Consider the following 19,466-nt stretch of genomic DNA (forward strand, 5'->3'; position numbering starts at 1 on the left):
GTTGGTTTGCCGGACGTCAAACCAAGGTTTAACGGCCTCGCGGAACCGCAGCAGAATTTCGCGGCGTGCCGAGCCGTGGCAACGCCGGACAGTTACCCGGGGAGGGGAACGACGTCGGCGTAAAACCATCGTATGACTTCTGAGCGCAGCGGCTCTGCCGCAAGGTTTGCAGACGTGGGTTCGCACTGCATCACCCTTGAGGATGGCAGCAATGACCATCGGCAAGATCGTGGCGGTGATCGATGACGACGAGAATGTTCGAGTCGCCATCGTCGCGCTGGTGCGATCATTGGGCTACGAGGCCCGAGGTTTTTCGTCGGCGCAGAATTATCTCGAGTCCGAGCTGCGCAACTCAGCCGCGTGCCTCATCACCGACGTGCAGATGCCGGGCCTCAGCGGCCTCGATCTGCACGCGCGGCTGCTCGCCGAGGGGAACGCCTGTCCGGTGGTGTTCATCACCGCCTTCCCGGAGGAACGGGCCGAAGCGCGGGCGCGCGCACTCGGCGCGATCGCGTTTCTGAGCAAGCCGTTCGACGCGCAGACCATGGTGCAATGTATCGAGCAGGCGTTGGCGCGATCAGCGCGCGGTTGATCAGCCGCGCGCCTGCGTGCCGAGCTCGGTAGTGGCGCTGTCTTTGCGGAACAGCGCGTACAGCGCCGGCAGCACCAGCAGCGTCAGGATGGTGGACGAGATGATGCCGCCGATCACCACGGTCGCCAGCGGCCGCTGCACCTCGGCGCCGGCTCCGGTGGCGATCGCCATCGGCACGAAGCCGAGCGAAGCGACCAGTGCGGTCATCAGCACCGGCCGTAGCCGCGTCACCGCGCCTTCGCGCACCGCGTCGATCACCGGCTTGCCGTTGCGGCGCAGCCGCTCGATGAAGGCGATGATGACGAGGCCGTTGAGCACGGCGACGCCCGACAGCGCTATGAAGCCGACGCCGGCGCTGATCGACAGCGGGATGCCGCGCAGCAGCAGCGCCGCGACACCGCCGGTCAGCGCCAGCGGCACGCCGCTGAACACCAAGAGCGCGTCGGCGACCGAGTTCAGGCTCATGAACAGCAGCAGGAACACCAGCAGCAGCGCGACCGGAACCACGATGGTGAGCCGCTTGCTTGCCGACACCAGCTGCTCGAACTGGCCGCCCCAGCCGATCCAGTAGCCGGCCGGCAGCGTCACCTTCTCTGCCACGGCTTGCTGAGCTTCGGCCACGAACGAGCCGAGGTCGCGCTCGCGCACGTTCGTCGTCACCACGATGCGGCGCTTGCCGTTCTCGCGGCTGATCTGGTTCGGTCCCGGCGCGGCCTCGACGGTGGCGACCGCGGAGAGCGGGATGTGCCGCATCTGCAGCGCCTGCGATCCGATCGCCGCCTTGGTGAACCCGGTGGCTTGTTCGTCGGCCGGCGGCAGCGGAATCGGAATCGCGCGGATTGCCTCGGGGCTGATGCGCAGCCGCTCCGGCAGCCGCAGCACGATGTCGAAGCGGCGGTCGCCCTCGAACAGCTTGCCGACGCTCTTGCCGCCGATCGCCATCTCGACGATGCCCTGCACGTCGGCGACGCTGAGCCCGTAGCGCGACAGCGCCGGACGATCGATCTTGACGGTGAGGATCGGCAGGCCGGCGACCTGCTCGGTCTTGACGTCGGTGGCGCCGCGAATGCCCTGGATCACCGCCTGCACCTGCTTGGCGGCGTTCTGCAGGATGTCGAGGTCGTCGCCAAACACCTTGATGCCGACGTCACTGCGCACGCCCGACACCAGCTCGTTGACGCGCAGCTGGATCGGCTGGGAAATCTCGTAGTTGCTGCCGGGGATATCCTCGGCCGCCTTCTCGATCTCCTCGACCAGTTCGGCCTTGGTCTTGGCCGGATCGGGCCATTCGCTTCGCGGCTTCAGCATGATGTAGCCGTCCGACATCGACGGCGCCATCGGGTCGGTCGCGACTTCGGCGGTGCCGGTGCGGGTGAAGAAGTCCTTTACTTCGGGGAGTTGCCGCACGCGCTTTTCCAGCGCCATCTGCAAGGCGAGCGACTGCGTCAGGCTGGTGCCGGGAATCCGGATCGCCGCGAGCGCGACGTCGCCCTCGTCGAGGCTCGGAATGAACTCGCCGCCCATACGGGTTGCCGCAAAGCCGCTCGCCAGCGTGATGGCGATCGCGGCGACCACCACGGTCTTGCGATAAGTGATGGCGCGCGTGAGTAGCGGCAGATAGATCCGCTTGGCGCCGCGCATCACGATGTTCTCGGTCTCCGACACCTTGCCGGACACGAAGATCGCGACCGCCGCCGGCACGAAGGTGATCGAGAACAGCGCCGCGGCGCCGAGCGCCATCAGCACGGTCAGCGCCATCGGAGTAAACATCTTGCCCTCGACGCCGGTCAGCGTCAGCACCGGCAGATACACCACCGCGATGATCAGCGTGCCGAACAGGCTCGGCTTGATCACCTCGCTGGCGCCGGCCAGGATGGTCTGCATCCGCTCCTCGAGGCTGAGCAGCCGGCCTTTGTCGTGCTGCGCGGCGGCGAGCAGCCGCAGGCAGTTCTCGACGATGATCACGGCGCCGTCGATGATGATGCCGAAATCGATCGCGCCGAGACTCATCAGGTTGGCCGACACCTTGGTTTCGACCATGCCGGTGATGGTCATCGCCATCGACAGCGGGATGATGCAGGCGGTGATCAGCGCGGCGCGGATGTTGCCGAGGATCAGGAACAGCACGACCACGACCAGCGTTGCGCCTTCGAGCAGGTTGCTCTCCACCGTCTTGATGGTGGCTTCGACCAGATGGGTCCGATCGTAGACGGTGCGGGCGATCACGCCGTCGGGCAGCGAACCGGCGATGTCCCGCAGCTTGGCGGCGACGCGCTGCGCCACGGTGCGGCTGTTCTCGCCGATCAGCAGCATCGCGGTGCCGAGCACGGTTTCGTCGCCGTTCAGTGTCGCGGCGCCGGTGCGCAGCTCGGTGCCTTCGACGACTTGCGCGACGTCCTTGATCCGCACCGGAATCCCGCCGCGCGAGCCGACCACGATGGTCTCGATCTCGGCGCTGGTGCCGACCTGGCCGGGCGCGCGGACCAGATATTGCTCGCCATTGCGCTCGATATAGCCGGCGCCGACATTGGCGTTGTTGGCGGCGAGCGCGACCATCAGGTCGCGGAAGCCGAGCCGGTAGGCGATCAGCTTGCCGGGATCGGGCAGCACGTGGAACTGCCGCTGATAGCCGCCGATGCTGTTGATCTCGATCACGCCCGGCACGTTGCGTAGCTGCGGCTTGATGATCCAGTCCTGCACGGTGCGCAGGTCGCTCGGCGTATAGGGCTTGCCGTCCGCGTTGGAGGCGCCGGGCTTGGCCTCGACCGTGTACATGTAGATTTCGCCGAGGCCGGTGGAGATCGGCCCCATCGCGACGTCGACGCCGGCCGGAAGCTGGTCGCGTACTTGCTGGATCCGTTCGTTGACGAGTTGGCGGGCGAAGTAGATGTCGGTGCCGTCCTGGAACACGATGGTGACCTGGCTCAGCCCGTAGCGCGACAGCGAGCGCGTGTAGGACAGCTTCGGCAGGCCGCCCATTGCGGTCTCGACCGGGAAGGTGATGCGCTGCTCGGTCTCGAGCGGCGAGTAGCCCGGCGCCTGGGCGTTGATCTGCACCTGCACGTTGGTGATGTCCGGCACCGCGTCGATCGGCAGCCGGGTGAAATTCCATGCGCCGAAGGCCATGAGGCCGAGTGCGGCGATCAGCACCAGCCAGCGCTGCCGGATCGAGAAGGCGAGAAGGCGCTCAATGGCCATGTTCGGCTTCGCCCTTGCCCATCTCGGCCTTCACCACGAAGGAATTCTCCGCGACGTAGCGCTCCCCGGGCGCCATCCCCGCTTTGACTTCGACGAAGCGGGCATCCTGCTCGCCGAGCACGACCGGCCGCGCTTCGAGCGCGTCGTCTGCCTCGCGCACGAACACCACGGTCTTGTTCTCCAGCATCTGGATCGCGCCGGCCCGCACCGCGACCGCGACGTCGCGCTTGGCGAGCACCAGCCGCGCGGTGACGAACAGGCCCGGCCGCAGCCGGCTGTCCGGGTTCGGCAGCACCACGCGCGCCAGCGCGGTCTGGGTGTCGAGCGCGCCGATCGGCGCGAGGTACGCGATGCGGCCCTTGATCTCGCCGCCGCCGTCGTCGGGATCGATCAGCACCTCGTCGCCGATCTTCACGCGCTGGATGTCCTGCCGATAAACGGAGAGGTCGACCCAGATCGTCGACAGGTCGGCGACCACGAAGGCCGGCTTCTGCTCGGAGGCGTATTCGCCGAGCGAGATCTGGCGGTCGATCACCGTGCCGGCGAGCGGCGACTTCAGCTCGTAGCTGGTCAGACTCTGGTTGCTTTCGATCGACGCCATCGGCTCGTCCTTGATCACCTGATCGCCGATCCGTTTGCGGATGGTGCGGACCAGGCCGGGAAAGCGCGGCGTGACTTGCACCAAGGTCTCCTGGTTGGCGCGCAGGATGCCGTTCAGCGCCAGCGAGTCGCTCAGCGTCGCCGGCCCGGCCTCGGCGAAGCTCGCGCCGGCCGCCGCCAGCTTGAGCTCGCTGATCAGGATGCGTTCGGCGCCGTGTTCGTCTTGCTCGGCGTGGCCGCCGGATTTCTTTTCACCCTCGGCGGCTTTGCCGTGGGCGTGTTCGGCTGGCGAGCCGTGCTCGTCAGGCGCCAGATAGTGCGTGCCGAGCGCGCCGGCGGCTGCGGCCAGAATGATCGCGATGACCGTTGCGGTCCTGTTCATCGTGCGCTCCCCCGCGCCAGTGAAAACGGATTGCCGACCAGCCCCTCGATGGTGGCGACGGCGACATGGAAATTCTGCTGCGCTTCCTGCTCGCGGAGCTGCGCCTGGGCGACGCTGGCCTGCGCGTCGAGCACTTCGAGCAGCGAGAAGCGGCCCTGGCCGTAGCCCTCGGCGATCGCCGCCGCGGCGTCGCGCGCCTTCGGGATCGCGACCTCGCGCAGCACTTTGAGTTCGGCGAGCGCGCCCTGCAGCGAGTCGTAGGCGCGGCCGGCGAGCACGATCAGCGTGTTGCGATTGGCGGCGCGTTCGGCTGCGGTCTTCGCCAGGCTCTCCTGCGCGGACAGGATGTTGCCCTGGTTCTGGTCGAACACTGGGATCGGCACCGAGATCGACAGCCGGACGGCGTCGTCTTTGCTGTCGTTGTAGTGACGCCAGCCGGCGCCGACGCGGACGTCCGGATACGGCTTCAGCCGCGCCAGCAACAGCTCGGCGTTGCGCTGTGCATACACCGCAGTCCAGCGCATCAGCTGCGGGTTGGCGTCGATCGCCTGCACCACGGACTGGAAGCTCGGCGGCCGCCCGAGCACTTCGAGCCGGCCTGACACGGTCGAGAATTTCGGCGCGGTGTCGCCCATCAGCACCGCGAGTTCGCGTCGCGCGCTGGCGAGCGTCGCGCGCACGCGCTCACGGTCAGCCTTCACCAGCGCGGAGGCGACTTCGGCGCGGCCGGTTTCGGCCGGTGACGAGGCGCCCGCGTCGACGCGGCGTTGCAACAGCGGAGTGAGTTTGTCGATCGCGGCGACCTGCTGATCCAGAATGGCGATGCGCTGCTGCAGGCCGAGCACGCTGACGAAGGCGATCGCCGTCTCGGACAGGATCTCCAGCCGCACCGCGCGGCGCTGCACGGCGGCGACTTCGATGCCCGCCTGCCCGACCGCGATGCGCGCGTCGCGCTTGCCGAACAGCTCGAACATCTGGCTGATCTGCAGCGTCGTCTCCGCCGATCGCGTGCCGCGATAGGCGCCGGTTCCGAACGAGTCGTCCTGCTCGTAGGAGACTTCCGGATTGAGCAGCGTGCCGGCCTGGATGCGTTGGCCGGTGGCGATTCCGATGTCACGCTCGGCGGCGGTCAGCCGCGGACTGGCGGCGAGCGCGCGCTGCAGCGCGGACTTCAGCGTGAGTGATTGTGCATGCGACACGCCGCTCAGCGCGGGGCTGAGCAGCAATGCCAACGCGCACGCGAGACGCGTGGCGGGCCGGATAAGCATGGATGAAACCTGATCGACGGCAGAGCTTGGGCGCGGATGCGCCCGGCGATGGCGGTCAGGTCAGGGGTTTTGGCGGCGGCGGATCGAGACCGTAGGCGCGATCGATCAGCGTTGCCGTGGCATGACCCAGCAGCGTCGCATTCAGCGTCGTCGCCACGAGCACCGGGACGGGCGAGGCCGGCACCGACACCGAGAAACAGCTATGGCAGTGATGACCGGCGAGCGTGTCGCCGTCGCTGTGCTGTCCGCCATCGGCCGAAGCCGACATCATCGCGACCTGCGATCCTCCGCCCATCGTGGCGAAGTCGAAATCGCAACCGCCATGGATCAGGCCCGACAGCAGATACGTCGCGGCCACGAGCACGATCGCGAGCGCACGAGATGTGCGTGCGAAGCTTGTGCCTGATGCCGGACGAAACGCGGTCAATATCGAACCTCTGCGGATAGTGGCGGTCTGGGTAGCACGCGTGTCGCCGCGGCGTCGAGCGGCAACATTGTTACAGGCTTCGTCACAGGCTGCACGCCCGCAACAGAGCGCGCTGCTTCAAGCCTGCGCAACACCGGAGGCATCGCGCGCGTGAAAGAACAGCTCGACCAGCCGGCCTTTCTTGCCGGCGAGCGCAAAGATGCATTCCGGCACGCTCGCGTCGAGTTCCGTCACCGGAATCCGGCTGATGCCGTCGGCGCGGCTCGATCCATGTTCCCACATGAAGCCGATGCCGAGATCGTTGGCGACGGCCTCGAGCATGCCCTCGCGGGTGTTGACGATCAGCGACGGACTCGGACGCAGGCCGCGCTCGCGGAAGGCGCGATCGACGGTGCGCTGCGTCGAGGAGTCGCGCGAGCGGAACACCAGCGGAAACGCCGTCAGCTCGGCGAGCGAGACCTGTACGCGATCCTGCAGCGGATGGGTGGGATGACACAGCGCCACGACGCGCTGCGTCAGGCAGACCTCGCGGCGAAACCGGGTGTCTTCCGGCACCTCGGGCAGCACGCCGATGTCGACGCGCTGCTCGACCACGGACGCCACGATGTTGGACCAGCTGCCGATCTCGATCGCGACCTGCACCTTCGGATAGAGCCGCTTGAACGATGCGATCAGCGCCATGCCGGGCATCGAATTGCCGAGGCCGACACGGAGTTCGCCGCCCGCCGGCTCGCCGCGCTGCTGCAGGATCGACAGCGCGTCGGCCTCGACCGCCTGCATCTTGCTGATCGCGCCGTAAAGCTGGCGGCACAGCGAGGTCGGGATCAGGCTCGCGCCGCTGCGCTCGAACAGCGCCACCTGAAATTCGGCCTCGAGGTCGCGCACCAGTTGCGCGACCGCCGATTGCGAAACCCTGATGCGACGAGCGGCCGCGGCGAACGAGCCGGTCTCGAACACGGCGTTCACCGCGCGCATCCGCGCCGACGTCAAAGCCACTGCCTTCGCTCTCCCGGGCCGCGCTGAGGCGCAGCCGATCCAAGTAAATCCTGCGCAGACCATAAGCAAAGCTGTTGACTGTTATGTGACCGTCAGACGCCGCCCTTAGCCAGATGCCTGTGGATTGCAGATGAGGGACAGGCGGCATGGCGACAATCGAACTCAGCGAGATCCGCAAATCCTTCGACGGCACCGATGTGCTGAAGGGCGTCGATCTCTCGATCGAAGACGGCGAGTTCGTCTCGCTGGTCGGCCCGTCGGGCTGCGGCAAGTCGACCTTGTTGCGGATTATCGCCGGCCTCGAAGCGCAGACGTCTGGTGAAGTACGCATTGGCGGCGACGTGGTCGACGGCGTGCGGCCGAGCCAGCGTAATCTGGCGATGGTGTTTCAATCCTACGCGCTCTATCCGCATCTCAGCGTGTTCGACAACATCGCGGTGCCGCTGCGGATGAAGCGGCTGACGACGCTGGAGCGGATGCCGGCGCTCGGTCGGCTGCTGCCGAACCGCTACCGCGTCGAGCGTGAGATACGGCAGGAGGTCGAGCACGTCGCGGCGCAGCTCGAGCTGTCCGCTTTTCTCAAGCGTAAGCCGGGCCAGCTCTCGGGCGGCCAGCGCCAGCGCGTGGCGGTCGGCCGCGCCATCGTACGGCGGCCGGTCGCCTTCCTGTTCGACGAGCCGCTGTCGAATCTCGACGCCAAGCTGCGCGTGCATATGCGGGCCGAGATCGCGCAGCTGCATCGCCGCCTCAACGCGACCTTCATCTACGTCACCCACGATCAGGCCGAAGCGATGACGATGTCCGGCCGCATCGCCGTGATGATCGGCGGCGAGCTGGTGCAGGTCGGCCGTCCCGCCGAGGTCTACGACAATCCGCGCGACATCCGCGTCGCCGAATTCGTCGGCAGTCCGAAGATCAACGTGCTGCCGGGCGAGGTCCGCACCGACGGGCAGGTCGAGGCGCTCGGGCAGCGGCTCGGCGTCGCCGCGTCCGGAATCGCACGGCCGTGCCGGATCGGCGTGCGGCCGGAGCGCATCCAGGTCGGTTCGGGGCCGTTCGCCGGTGCCGTCGTGCATGTCGAGAACATGGGCGCGGAGGCGTTCGTGCACCTCGGCGTCGAGGGCCTCGCGACGCCGGTGCTGGCGCGGCTGGCGGACGTGCGCGCATTGCCGCCGATCGGCAGTGCGCTGCGGTTCGGCTTCGCGCCGGACGCGGTGCGGCTGTTCGATGCCGGCGGCAAGCGGATCGAAGCGCATGCGGCGCCGGCGGTGGTCCGCGCCCTGGAGGTGGCCGGTGTCTGACGCGGTTCTCACCCAAGGCACCCTCGCGCTGCCGCGCCCTGCGGCCGTCACGAAGCGGCGGCCAATTCGGCTGCGCGGCGGCGCTGCCTATGCGCTGGTCGGACCGGCGATCGTGCTGATGCTGCTGATGCTGATCGGTCCGCTGCTCGGTGTCATCGCGCTGTCCTTCACCGACTATCAGCTCGGCGCGCCGTCCTTCGACTGGATCGGGCTCGCCAATTATCAGGACATGGTCGCCGACAAGACGTTCTGGATCTCGCTGACCAACACGCTGACCTATGTGGTGGTCGTGGTGCCGGGCTCGGTCGTGCTGGGCCTCGGCGTCGCGCTGCTGATCCAGAGCGAAACCGGAATGCGCGCGTTCTATCGCACGGTGTACTTCCTGCCGGTGATGGCGACGCTGATCGCGATGGCGATCGTCTGGGAGTTCATGCTGCATCCGCAGTTCGGCCTGGTGAACGGCCTGCTGCGCAGCGTCGGCCTGCCCGCCCATGGCTGGCTGCAGGAGCGCAGCACGGCACTGCTGTCGCTGTGCGTGATCGGCATCTGGCAGGCGCTCGGCTTCAACATGGTGTTGTTTCTCGCCGGCCTCGTCTCGATCCCGAAGCCGCTCTACGACGCTGCCGAGATCGACGGCGCCGGCAGCGCGTGGTCGCGGTTCCGGCTGGTGACCTGGCCGCTGCTCGGGCCGGTCACGGTGTTCGTGGTGGTGATCACCGGCATCCGCTCGTTTCAGGTGTTCGACACCGTGCATGTGCTGACCAAGGGCGGCCCGTCCAAGTCGACCGAGGTGCTGATCCACACCATGTACATGGAAGGCTTCGAGTTCTTCCGCTCCGGCTACGCCGCGGCACTGACCGTGGTGTTCCTGGTGTTCGTGCTGGCGCTGACACTAGTCAAGGCCCAGCTCACCGCCCGTCAGGTACATTACACATGAGTCGCGCGATCAAACTGAGCCCGTGGCCGCTGCTGCGCCACGCCGTGCTACTCGCCGGCGCGCTGGTGGTGCTGGCGCCGTTCATCTGGATGCTGTCGACAGCGTCGAAGCCGGCCGACGAGATCTATTCCAGCGAGCTGCATCTGATCCCGCATCACTTCGCGCTGTGGGAGAACCTGCAGGAGGCTTTCGCCAAGGCCGATCTGTGGCGTTACCTGCTCAATGGCCTGATCGTCACCGTGTCGATCTTCGCGCTGCAGATCCTGATCGCGCTGCCGGCCGCCTATGCGCTCGCCAAGCTGCGCTTCCTCGGCCGCGGCACGCTGTTCGCGCTGGTGCTGTTCGGCGTTCTGATCCCGCCGCAGGCGACCGCGATCCCGGTGTTCCTGCTGCTGCACAAGCTCGGCGCGCTCGACAGCTACGCGGCGCTGGTGCTGCCGTTCACCATCTCGGTGTTCGGCATCTTCCTGATGCGGCAGTTCTTCAAGACCGTGCCGGACGATCTGATCGACGCCGCGCGGATGGACGGCATCTCCGAATTCGGCATCGTCTGGCGGGTGATGCTGCCGACCGCGATCCCGGCCGTCACGGCGTTCGGCATCTTCTCGGTGGTGGCGCACTGGAACGACTATTTCTGGCCGCTGATCGTGCTCAACAGCCAGAATTACTACACGCCGCCGCTCGCGGTCGCGCACTTCCGCAACGCCGAGGCCGGCACCAATTACGGCCCGCTGATGGCGGCCGCATTGGTCATCATCACGCCGCTGGTGATCGCCTTCCTGCTCGCGCAGCGGCGGTTCATCGAAGGCATCACTCTCACTGGCCTCAAATAATCACGTCCTCTCACACAAGGAGACCCTCAATGATGAGAACCTGGATGGTGGCGGCGGCCTTTTCGCTCGTCGCAGGCATGGCCCACGCGCAGACCCAGACCGAAGTGGTGCTGCAGTATCCGTATCCGGAGCTGTTCAGCGAAACCCACAAGCAGATCGCCGCGGAATTCGCCAAGGTGCACCCGGAGATCAAGTTGACGCTGCGCGCGCCCTACGAGTCCTATGAAGAAGGCACCCAGAAGGTGCTGCGCGAGGCGGTCACGAGCCAGCTCCCTGACGTCACCTTCCAGGGCCTGAACCGCATCCGCGTGCTGGTCGACAAGAATATCCCCGCCGAGCTCGGCGGCTACATCGCGGCCGAGAAGGATTTCGACAAGCAGGGCTTCCATCAGGCGATGTACGACATCGGCACCGCCGGCGGCAAAGTCTATGCGCTGCCGTTCGCGATCTCGCTGCCAATCGTCTATGTCAACGTCGACCTGGTGAAGCAGGCCGGCGGCGATCCGAACAATCTGCCGACCACTTGGGACGGCCTGATCGACCTCGCCAAGAAGGTCAAGGCGCTCGGCCCGGATACCAACGGCATCACCTACGCCTGGGACATCACCGGCAACTGGCTGTGGCAGGCACCGGTGTTTGCCCGCGGCGGCACGATGCTCAACGCGGATGAGACCAAGGTGGCGTTCGACGGGCCTGAAGGCCAGTTCGCCATCAAGCAGATCGCCCGTCTCGTCACCGAAGGCGGCATGCCGAATCTCGATCAGCCGTCGATGCGCGCGACTTTCGCGGCCGGCAAGACCGGCATCCACATCACCTCAACGTCCGACCTCAACAAGACCACCCAGATGATCGGCGGCAAGTTTACGCTGAAGACCATTCCGTTCCCGGACGTCGCGAAGCCGAACGGCCGGCTGCCGGCCGGCGGCAACGTCGTGCTGATCACCGCCAAGGACAAGGCCAAGCGCGACGCCGCCTGGGAAGTGGTGAAGTTCTGGACCGGTCCGAAGGGCGCCGCCATCATGGCCGAGACCACCGGCTACATGCCGCCCAACAAGGTCGCCAACGACGTCTACCTCAAGGACTTCTACGAGAAGAACCCCAACAACTACACTGCCGTCAGCCAGCTCGCGCTGCTGACCAAATGGTACGCGTTCCCGGGCGACAACGGGCTGAAGATCACCGACGTGATCAAGGATCACCTCAATTCGATCGTCAGCGGTGCGCGCGCCAAGGAGCCGGAAGCGGTCCTCGCCGACATGACCAAGGACGTCCAGAAGATGCTGCCGAAGTCGGTCGGCGCGGCGCGCTGATCGAGGACACAAAGCATGCGGAGCGGGTGACCGCTCCGCATCTCATCGGAGGACGCCATGAAACTGATCCAGCTCAGCGACATCCATCTGACGACGCCGGGGAAGACCATCGGCGGCCGCGATCCGCGCCGCAATTTCGAGCGCGCGCTGACGCATGTGCTGCGCGATCATCACGATGCCGAGCTGATGGTGATCACCGGCGATCTGTCCGACTGGGGCGATCGCGAGGATTACGTCTGGCTGAAACAGCGGCTCGGTGAATTTCCGATTCCGACGCGGCTGTGCATCGGCAATCACGATCGCCGCGAGGTGTTTCTCAGCGTGTTTCCCGAATGCGCAGACGGCGGTTTCGTCCAAGGCGTGCAGGATGTCTCGGCGGCGCGCTGCCTGTTGCTCGACACGGTCGAGCCGAACACCCATGCGGGTCGTTATTGCGACGCCCGGCTCGGCTGGCTGGCGCGGCAGCTCGACGAGCATCCGGGGCCGTTCCTGCTGTTCATGCATCACAACCCGGTGCCGACCCATCTCGGCCCGATGGATCGGATCCGGCTGCTCGATGACGCCGCGTTCCGCGGCGTTGTCGGCGCGCATCGCGATCGCATCCGCCACATCTTCTTCGGCCATTGCCATCTGCCGCTGTCCGGCTCGGTCGCCGGCGTGCCGACTTCGTCGCTGCGCGGCACCAACCACGCGTCGTATCCGCTGTTCTCCGAGACTGCGATGCTGAGCGCCTCCGACCTCCCGGAATCCTACGGCGTCGCCTTCGTCGGCGACGACTACGTCACGGTCCACATGGTCGAGTTCGGCTATGAGGGGCCGATCCGTGTCGAGGGCTCGCCGGATTATCACGCGTGGGATCGGGAGACGATGGTCCGATGAAGTTCGTCGTTCTCACCGATACGCATTTCGTCGCGCGCGGCCGGCGCATCTACGGGCTCGATCCCGCCGCGCGGCTGCGCGCCGCGATTGCCTGCATCAACCGCGATCATCCCGAGATCGCCTTCGTGATGGTCACCGGCGATCTGGCGCATTGGGGCGAGGATCCGGCCTACGAAGCGCTCGCCGAGGTGCTGGGCGAACTCAATGCGCCGACCTTTCTGCTGATGGGCAATCACGACAGGCGCGATGGCTTCGCCCGCTACTTCCCCGGCGTGCCGCGCGATGCCAACGGCTTCGTGCAGACGATGCAGGTGTTCGACGCCGCCACCATCGTGACGCTCGATACGCTGAACGAGGAAGCGCCCAATCACGCAGGCCTGCTGTGCGAGGCGCGGCTGGCGTTTCTAGAACACGCGCTGACCTCGGCGCCGGCCGATCGGCCGCTGCTGCTGTTCCAGCATCATCCGCCGTTCGACACCGGGCTGCGCTACATGGATACGATCCGGCTCGCCAATCCGGAGGCCGAGTGGGAGGTGATCGCCCGCAGCCGCCGGCCGGACTATCTGTTCATGGGCCATCTGCACCGGCCGATCGGCGGCGTGTGGCGCGGCATTCCGTTTCACATCCAGCGCGCGCTCGCCCATCAGGTCGCGTTCGATCTGCTGACGGAAGGCCACATCCCGGGCTCGCACGAGCCGCCGGACTATGCGCATGTCAGCGTCGAGGGCGACCGCATCGTCATCCATCAGCGCTCGTTCCTGTACGACGGACCGCTGTTCTCGCTGCACGACAAGGCTGCGCTCGATCGCGCGGAATTCTGAGAGCTACGTGGCTGGTTTGGCCACGTCGGCACTGGCGATGATGCCGCCGAGCGCTGCCGCCATCATTGCCTCGAGGCGGCCGCCTTCCGTCTCCTGCAGCGGCGCGATGCCTAGCACGGTCCGCAGGATGCCGGTGCCGGCAAGCAATGCCGTGATCAGCGACGCGTTGAGTGCGTCGTCGTGGTCGAGCTTGGCGGCGAGCGGCTCGATGAAGCTGCGCGCCACCACCTCGCGTAGTACCCGCGATGCGTCGGCGCTCGACAGCGAATGGATGACGATATCGAGCGGGCGGACGTCGTGCGCCCCATAGCCCTCGCCGTGATGAAAAAGCTCGTGCGCCAGCGTTTCGGCGAGGTGTTCGGCTTCTCCCGTCAGCAGCGACTGTGGCTTCAGCGTGGCCTCGACCGCTGCGGCAAACAGCCGTTCCTTCGAACCGAAGCAGCGATGCACGTAGGCGACATCGACGTCGGCATCGGCGGCGATGTCGCGTAGTCCGGTCGCCTCGTAGGAGCCTCGCGAGAACCGCAGAATGGCGGCGTCGAGAATACGATCGCGAGTCGTGCCCTTGGGCGCGGAGGGCTGGAGCATAAAGACCTCGGTAATCAAAGTTGAAATTGTTCGCCGAACAACTCTTCGGATCGCCTGTTGATGCATGCGGGACACAGCTAACGCCGCTATCATCAACGGCTGTTGATTTCGCTCAAGGCGTTGCGCGTGCGGCGCTGCAAACTCCGCGCATGCCCGATGTCGAGGATGCGGCCGTTCGCGTCTCGCGATGCGGCGCCGACTGGAGAGAGAGCCGATGGCGACGGACTGGAAACGCTGGGTGGCGATCGTCGCCCTCGTGGCAGCGGTGGGCGGAGGATACTTCGCGTGGCGCAGCTTCGGCACCAAGGCGCTGCCTCCCGGGATTGCCAGCGGCAACGGCCGGATCGAGGCGACCGAGATCGACATCTCGACCAAGGCGGCCGGCCGCATCCGCGACATTCTGGTGAAGGAGGGCGACTTCGTCGCCGCCGGCCAAGTGCTTGCGCGGATGGATACTGATCAGCTCGAAGCGCAGCGCCGCCAAGCCGATGCACAGATGCGGCGTGCGACGATCAGCGTGCAGACCGCAACCAGCCTGGTCAATCAGCGTGAGGCGGAGCGCGAGGCGGCGATTGCGGTGGTGGCGCAGCGCGACGCGCAGCTCGATGCGCTGGAGCGCAGGCTGGCGCGCGCCGAGACGCTGATCAAGACCAACGCGGTGTCGCAGCAAGTTCTCGACGACGATCGCGCCAACGAGCAGGGCGCCAAGGCCGCGGTGGCGGCCGCCAAGGCGCAACTCGCAGCGACCGAGGCGGCGATCAGCGCTGCGAAGGCTCAGGTCGTCGATGCGGGCGCCGCCGTCGATGCCGCGAAGGCGGCGATCGATAGTATCACGGTCGAGATCAATGATAGCACGCTGAAATCGCCGCGCGACGGCCGCGTGCAGTATCGCGTCGCGCAGCCCGGCGAAGTCCTTGCCGCGGGCGGCCGCGTGCTCAATCTCGTCGATCTCAGCGACGTGTACATGACCTTCTTCCTCCCGACCGCGCAGGCCGGGCAGATCGCGATCGGCGCGAATGTGCGGCTGGTGCTCGACGCGTTGCCGGATGTGGTGATCCCGGCGAAGGCGACCTTCGTGGCCGATACCGCGCAGTTCACACCCAAAACGGTGGAGACGGAAGAAGAGCGGCAGAAGCTGATGTTCCGCGTCAAGGCGCACATTCCGCAGGAGCTACTGCGCAAGTACATCGCTCGCGTCAAGACCGGGCTTCCGGGCGTCGCCTACGTACAGCTCGATCCCAAGGCGCAATGGCCGGAGAAGATCAGCGGAGCGCTGGTGCAATGAGCGATGCCGCGGCGGGCACTGATACGCCGGCGCCGATCGTCCGTCTCGCCGGCGTCACGTTGCGCTACGGCAAGACGCTGGCGCTCGATGATATCACGCTCGATCTGCCGGCCGGCTGCATGATCGGACTGATCGGCCCCGACGGCGTCGGCAAGTCGAGCCTGCTATCACTTATCTCGGGCGCGCGCGCCGTGCAGCAAGGGCGCGTCGACGTGTTCGGCGGCGATATCGCCGACGCCAAGCATCGCCGCATGTCGTGTCCGCGGATCGCCTATATGCCGCAGGGGCTCGGCAAAAATTTGTATCCGACGCTGTCGGTGTTCGAGAATGTCGACTTCTTCGGGCGGCTGTTCGGACAAGGCTATGCCGAGCGGGCTCGGCGGATCGCCGAACTGCTTGAAAATACAGGGCTTTCGGCCTTCGCGGAAAGGCCCGCCGGCAAGCTGTCGGGCGGCATGAAGCAGAAGCTGGGTTTGTGCTGCGCGCTGATCCACGATCCGGATCTGTTGATTCTGGACGAGCCGACCACCGGCGTCGATCCGCTGTCGCGTCGGCAGTTCTGGGAATTGATCAACGATATCAGGGCGCAGCGCCCCGGTATGAGCGTCGTCGTGGCGACCGCCTACATGGAAGAGGCGGAGCGCTTCGACCACCTGGTGGCGATGAATGCCGGGCGCGTGTTGGCCGCTGCGACACCCGCGGAATTGTTGAGGCAAACTCAAGGCAGCACGCTGGACGCCGCGTTCATCGCGCTGCTGCCCGAAGACGAGCGCCGCGGCTATTCCGAGGTGGTGATTCCGCCGCGCAAGACGGGCGAATCCGAGGTTGCGATCGAGGCCGAGCATCTCACGATGCGGTTCGGCGACTTCACCGCGGTCGACGACGTGTCGTTCCGGATCGAGCAGGGCGAGATCTTCGGCTTCCTCGGCTCGAACGGCTGCGGCAAGACCACCACGATGAAGATGCTGACCGGGTTGTTAGCAGCGACGCAAGGCAAGGCGAAACTTTTCGGCAACGAGGTCGATCCGAACGACATGTCGGTACGCCGCCGCGTCGGCTACATGTCGCAGGCGTTCTCACTTTATAGCGAACTAACTGTCCGGCAGAATCTCGAACTCCACGCACGGCTGTTTCGGATGGAGCCGGCGACGATCGCGCCGCGCATCGCCGAGATGGAGCGGCGGTTCGATCTCACGGAGATCATCGACAAGCTACCGGACGAACTGCCGCTCGGCATCCGGCAGCGGCTGTCGCTGGCGGTGGCGATGATCCATTCGCCCGGCATCCTGATTCTCGACGAGCCGACGTCGGGCGTCGATCCGGTGGCGCGCGATAGCTTCTGGAAAATTCTCTCCGACCTGTCGCGCAACGATAACGTCACGATCTTCGTCTCGACTCACTTCATGAACGAGGCCGAGCGTTGCGACCGCATCTCGCTGATGCATGCGGGCCGGGTCCTGATCAGCGACTCGCCGCGCGCGATCGTCGAGAGCCGCAAGGCCGACAGTCTGGAGACCGCGTTCATCGCTTATCTCGAAGAAGCGATCGGCGCGCAGGCAAAGCCCGCCGCCGTCGCCGCTTCACCGACGCCGGCCGCAGCCGAAGCGAACAAACCTCCTCGCAAGGCGATGCGCAGCTGGTTCGATCCGCGGCGGATGTTCGCCTATACGCGACGCGAGGCGCTGGAGCTGCGGCGCGATCCGATCCGCGCCACCATGGCGCTGATCGGCAGCGTGGTGCTGATGTTCGTGCTCGGCTACGGCATCAATCTCGACGTGGAAAAGCTGACCTTCGCGGCGCTCGACCGCGACGACACCACGATCAGCCGCGACTACATCCTCAACATCGCCGGATCGCGCTACTTCGCCGAGCAGCGGCCGATCACCGACTACGCCGATCTCGACCGCAGGATGCGCAGCGGCGAGCTGACGATGGCGATCGAAATTCCGCCCGGCTTCGGCCGCGACGTGTCGCGCGGTCGCCCCGTCGAGATCGGCACCTGGATCGACGGCGGCATGCCGGCGCGGGCCGAAACCGCGCGCGGCTACGCGCAGGCGATGCATCTGAGCTGGCTCACGCAGAAGGCGCGCGAACTCTACGGCGACGCCGCGGCCGCCGGCAGTTTTCAGATCGCAATGCGCTATCGCTACAATCCCGGCATCAAGAGCCTGGTGGCGATGGCGCCGGCGGTGATTCCGCTGCTGCTGTTGATGATCCCGGCGATGCTGGCGGTGCTCAGCGTGGTGCGTGAGAAGGAGCTCGGCTCGATCATCAACTTCTACGCGACGCCGACCACGCGGCTGGAATTCCTGATCGGCAAGCAATTGCCCTATGTGCTGCTCGGGATGGTCAACTTCGTGCTGCTGACGGCGTTCGCGATCTTCGTGTTCCGGGTGCCGTTCACCGGCAGCTTGGTGGCGTTCGGCGTCGGCGCGCTGCTCTATGTCGTCATCGCCACCAGCCTCGGGCTGGCGCTGTCCACCTTCATCCAGAGCCAGATCGCCGCGATCTTCGGCACCGCGCTGCTGACGCTGATCCCGGCGCTGCAGTTCTCCGGCCTGATCGACCCGGTGTCGTCGCTGCAGGGGTTCGGCGCGCTGGTCGGCGAAGTCTACCCGACGACCTACTTCGTCAACATTTCACGCGGTGCGTTCTCCAAGGGCCTCGGCTTCGCCGACATGTGGTCGTCGTTCGTGCCGCTGCTGATCGCCGTGCCGCTGCTGCTCGGCGCCGGCGCGGCGCTGCTCCCGAAACAGGCGAAGTAACCGTGCGGCTGTCCAACATCATCCAACTCGGCGTCAAGGAACTGCGCGGCCTGCTGCGCGATCCGATGCTGTTGGCGCTGATCGCCTACGCCTTCACGATCTCGATCTACACCGGCTCCAAGGCGTTGCCGGAGACGCTCAATCGCGCGGCGATCTCGATCGTCGACGAGGACCGCTCGCCGGTGTCGGAGCGGATCATCACGGCGTTCAACCCGCCTTACTTCTCGATCCCGAAACTGATCACGCAAGCCGAGATGGACAAGCGGATGGATGCCGGGCTCGATACGTTCGCGCTCGACATCCCGCCTGAGTTTCAGCGCGACCTGCTGGCGAAGCGATCGCCGACCATCCAACTCAACATCGACGCCACCCGCATGACCCAGGCCTTCACCGGCGGCGGCTATGTGCAGTCGATCGTCACCGGCGAGATCAACGAGTTCCTCGCCCGGCACCGTGCGGTGGCTTCGGTGCCGGTCGAGCAGACGCTGCGGGTGCGGTTCAACGCCGAACTGAACAAGGGATGGTTCGGCGCGATCAATCAGCTGATCACCGCCATCACCATGCTGTCGATCATCCTAACCGGCGCCGCGCTGATCCGCGAGCGCGAGCACGGCACTATCGAACATCTGCTGGTGATGCCGGTGACGCCGCTCGAGATCATGATCAGCAAGGTGTGGTCGATGGGCGGCGTCGTGCTGCTGGCGTCGAGCTTCGCGCTGGCGGTGGTGATCCAGGGGCTGCTCGCGGTGCCGGTGCAGGGCTCGATGCTGCTGTTCATGCTCGGCACCGCGCTGCATCTATTCGCCACCACCAGCATGGGCATCTATCTGGCGACCGCCGCCGGAACGATGCCGCAGTTCGGGCTGCTGATCATGCTGATTCTGGTGCCGCTGCAGGCGCTGTCCGGCGGCCTGACGCCGCGCGAGAGCATGCCGCAGGTGATTCAGGACATCATGCTGGTGGCCCCAAACACTCACTTCGTGTCGTTGTCCCAGGCCATCCTGTTCCGCGGCGCTGGTCTCGACGTGGTGTGGCCGCAGTTTGCCGCGTTGCTGGTGATCGGCGTCGTGCTGTTCGCATTGGCGTTGCGCCAGTTCAGGCGATTCCTGAACGCGTAGTTCTCTCCGCACGCCGGCGCGCTCCCTCTCCCGCTTGCGGGAGAGGGCTGGGGAGAGGGCGACGCAGGCACAGTGCTCGGGGAGGGGGGGGGCCCCCCCCCCCCCCCCCCCCCCCCGGGGGGGGCGGGGGGGGGGGGGGGGGGGGGGGGGGGGGGGGGGAGGGGGC

General features: G+C 66.4%; 16 protein-coding genes. 10 read left to right on the forward strand and 6 right to left on the reverse strand.

Going from position 1 to position 19,466, the window contains the following annotated elements:
• The first annotated feature begins 211 nt into the window (after positions 1–211).
• Positions 212–592: a response regulator transcription factor gene (locus LPW26_RS20185; RefSeq protein WP_238737418.1), complete on the forward strand. Its 381-nt coding sequence runs from the start codon at positions 212–214 to the stop codon at positions 590–592.
• Here LPW26_RS20185 and LPW26_RS20190 read toward each other — a convergent pair whose 3' ends face one another.
• From LPW26_RS20190 to LPW26_RS20210, 5 genes are all read right to left on the reverse strand, one after another.
• Positions 593–3,790 (reverse strand): efflux RND transporter permease subunit, encoded by a 3,198-nt coding sequence (locus tag LPW26_RS20190; protein ID WP_238737419.1) that lies wholly within the window; start codon positions 3,788–3,790, stop codon positions 593–595.
• On the reverse strand, positions 3,780–4,772 hold the full coding sequence (gene ihpB / locus LPW26_RS20195; protein WP_238737420.1) for a divalent metal ion exporter adaptor subunit IhpB: 993 nt from the start codon (positions 4,770–4,772) through the stop codon (positions 3,780–3,782). The genes LPW26_RS20190 and ihpB overlap by 11 nt, the downstream gene beginning before the upstream one ends.
• The gene (gene ihpA / locus LPW26_RS20200) at positions 4,769–6,040 is read right to left on the reverse strand and encodes a divalent metal ion exporter subunit IhpA (protein WP_238737421.1); all 1,272 of its coding nucleotides are present in this window, start codon (positions 6,038–6,040) and stop codon (positions 4,769–4,771) included. The genes ihpB and ihpA overlap by 4 nt, the downstream gene beginning before the upstream one ends.
• Before the next feature lie 55 nt (positions 6,041–6,095).
• Entirely contained in the window at positions 6,096–6,398 is a 303-nt protein-coding gene (locus LPW26_RS20205) for a hypothetical protein (RefSeq protein ID WP_238737422.1), read from the reverse strand.
• 186 nt (positions 6,399–6,584) lie between these two features.
• Complete coding sequence (locus LPW26_RS20210; RefSeq protein WP_238737423.1) at positions 6,585–7,463, reverse strand: LysR family transcriptional regulator; 879 nt, start codon at positions 7,461–7,463, stop codon at positions 6,585–6,587.
• A gap of 146 nt (positions 7,464–7,609) precedes the next feature.
• On the opposite strand from LPW26_RS20210, the gene LPW26_RS20215 reads away from it, so the two are divergent.
• Genes LPW26_RS20215 through LPW26_RS20240 form a run of 6 tightly spaced genes read left to right on the forward strand, consistent with a single transcriptional unit; the run spans position 7,610 to position 13,544 of the window.
• The gene (locus LPW26_RS20215) at positions 7,610–8,764 is read left to right on the forward strand and encodes an ABC transporter ATP-binding protein (RefSeq protein WP_238737424.1); all 1,155 of its coding nucleotides are present in this window, start codon (positions 7,610–7,612) and stop codon (positions 8,762–8,764) included.
• Positions 8,757–9,701, forward strand: a complete 945-nt coding sequence (locus LPW26_RS20220; RefSeq protein ID WP_238737425.1) for a carbohydrate ABC transporter permease — start codon at positions 8,757–8,759, stop codon at positions 9,699–9,701. The genes LPW26_RS20215 and LPW26_RS20220 overlap by 8 nt, the downstream gene beginning before the upstream one ends.
• On the forward strand, positions 9,698–10,534 hold the full coding sequence (locus LPW26_RS20225; RefSeq protein WP_238737426.1) for a carbohydrate ABC transporter permease: 837 nt from the start codon (positions 9,698–9,700) through the stop codon (positions 10,532–10,534). Before LPW26_RS20220 ends, LPW26_RS20225 begins: the two co-directional genes overlap by 4 nt.
• Positions 10,535–10,563: 29 nt before the next feature.
• Positions 10,564–11,844: an ABC transporter substrate-binding protein gene (locus LPW26_RS20230; RefSeq protein ID WP_238737427.1), complete on the forward strand. Its 1,281-nt coding sequence runs from the start codon at positions 10,564–10,566 to the stop codon at positions 11,842–11,844.
• 57 nt (positions 11,845–11,901) lie between these two features.
• Positions 11,902–12,723, forward strand: coding sequence for a phosphodiesterase (locus LPW26_RS20235; RefSeq protein ID WP_238737428.1), 822 nt, complete (start codon positions 11,902–11,904; stop codon positions 12,721–12,723).
• The gene (locus LPW26_RS20240; protein WP_238737429.1) at positions 12,720–13,544 is read left to right on the forward strand and encodes a phosphodiesterase; all 825 of its coding nucleotides are present in this window, start codon (positions 12,720–12,722) and stop codon (positions 13,542–13,544) included. The genes LPW26_RS20235 and LPW26_RS20240 overlap by 4 nt, the downstream gene beginning before the upstream one ends.
• A gap of 3 nt (positions 13,545–13,547) precedes the next feature.
• On the opposite strand, the gene LPW26_RS20245 is transcribed toward LPW26_RS20240, so the two are convergent.
• A complete protein-coding gene (locus LPW26_RS20245; RefSeq protein ID WP_238737430.1) occupies positions 13,548–14,132 on the reverse strand; it encodes a TetR/AcrR family transcriptional regulator in 585 nt (194 codons plus the stop codon).
• A 214-nt stretch (positions 14,133–14,346) separates the two neighbouring features.
• On the opposite strand from LPW26_RS20245, the gene LPW26_RS20250 reads away from it, so the two are divergent.
• Genes LPW26_RS20250 through LPW26_RS20260 form a run of 3 tightly spaced genes read left to right on the forward strand, consistent with a single transcriptional unit; the run spans position 14,347 to position 19,300 of the window.
• Positions 14,347–15,417 (forward strand): HlyD family secretion protein, encoded by a 1,071-nt coding sequence (locus LPW26_RS20250; RefSeq protein WP_238737431.1) that lies wholly within the window; start codon positions 14,347–14,349, stop codon positions 15,415–15,417.
• Complete coding sequence (rbbA, locus tag LPW26_RS20255; protein ID WP_238737432.1) at positions 15,414–18,182, forward strand: ribosome-associated ATPase/putative transporter RbbA; 2,769 nt, start codon at positions 15,414–15,416, stop codon at positions 18,180–18,182. The genes LPW26_RS20250 and rbbA overlap by 4 nt, the downstream gene beginning before the upstream one ends.
• A 2-nt stretch (positions 18,183–18,184) precedes the next feature.
• A complete protein-coding gene (locus LPW26_RS20260) occupies positions 18,185–19,300 on the forward strand; it encodes an ABC transporter permease (RefSeq protein WP_238737433.1) in 1,116 nt (371 codons plus the stop codon).
• Positions 19,301–19,466 lie beyond the last annotated feature (166 nt).

Source organism: Rhodopseudomonas infernalis (assembly GCF_022271405.1).
Classification (GTDB): domain Bacteria; phylum Pseudomonadota; class Alphaproteobacteria; order Rhizobiales; family Xanthobacteraceae; genus Rhodopseudomonas; species Rhodopseudomonas infernalis.

Bases quoted from the DNA above. Each gene is read 5' to 3' on its own strand.
- LPW26_RS20185 (WP_238737418.1), top strand. From the start codon at position 212: ATGACCATCGGCAAGATCGTGGCGGTGATCGATGACGACGAGAATGTT.
- LPW26_RS20190 (WP_238737419.1), bottom strand. From the start codon at position 3,790: ATGGCCATTGAGCGCCTTCTCGCCTTCTCGATCCGGCAGCGCTGGCTG.
- ihpB (WP_238737420.1), bottom strand. From the start codon at position 4,772: ATGAACAGGACCGCAACGGTCATCGCGATCATTCTGGCCGCAGCCGCC.
- ihpA (WP_238737421.1), bottom strand. From the start codon at position 6,040: ATGCTTATCCGGCCCGCCACGCGTCTCGCGTGCGCGTTGGCATTGCTG.
- LPW26_RS20215 (WP_238737424.1), top strand. From the start codon at position 7,610: ATGGCGACAATCGAACTCAGCGAGATCCGCAAATCCTTCGACGGCACC.
- LPW26_RS20225 (WP_238737426.1), top strand. From the start codon at position 9,698: ATGAGTCGCGCGATCAAACTGAGCCCGTGGCCGCTGCTGCGCCACGCC.
- LPW26_RS20230 (WP_238737427.1), top strand. From the start codon at position 10,564: ATGATGAGAACCTGGATGGTGGCGGCGGCCTTTTCGCTCGTCGCAGGC.
- LPW26_RS20235 (WP_238737428.1), top strand. From the start codon at position 11,902: ATGAAACTGATCCAGCTCAGCGACATCCATCTGACGACGCCGGGGAAG.
- LPW26_RS20240 (WP_238737429.1), top strand. From the start codon at position 12,720: ATGAAGTTCGTCGTTCTCACCGATACGCATTTCGTCGCGCGCGGCCGG.
- LPW26_RS20245 (WP_238737430.1), bottom strand. From the start codon at position 14,132: ATGCTCCAGCCCTCCGCGCCCAAGGGCACGACTCGCGATCGTATTCTC.
- LPW26_RS20250 (WP_238737431.1), top strand. From the start codon at position 14,347: ATGGCGACGGACTGGAAACGCTGGGTGGCGATCGTCGCCCTCGTGGCA.
- rbbA (WP_238737432.1), top strand. From the start codon at position 15,414: ATGAGCGATGCCGCGGCGGGCACTGATACGCCGGCGCCGATCGTCCGT.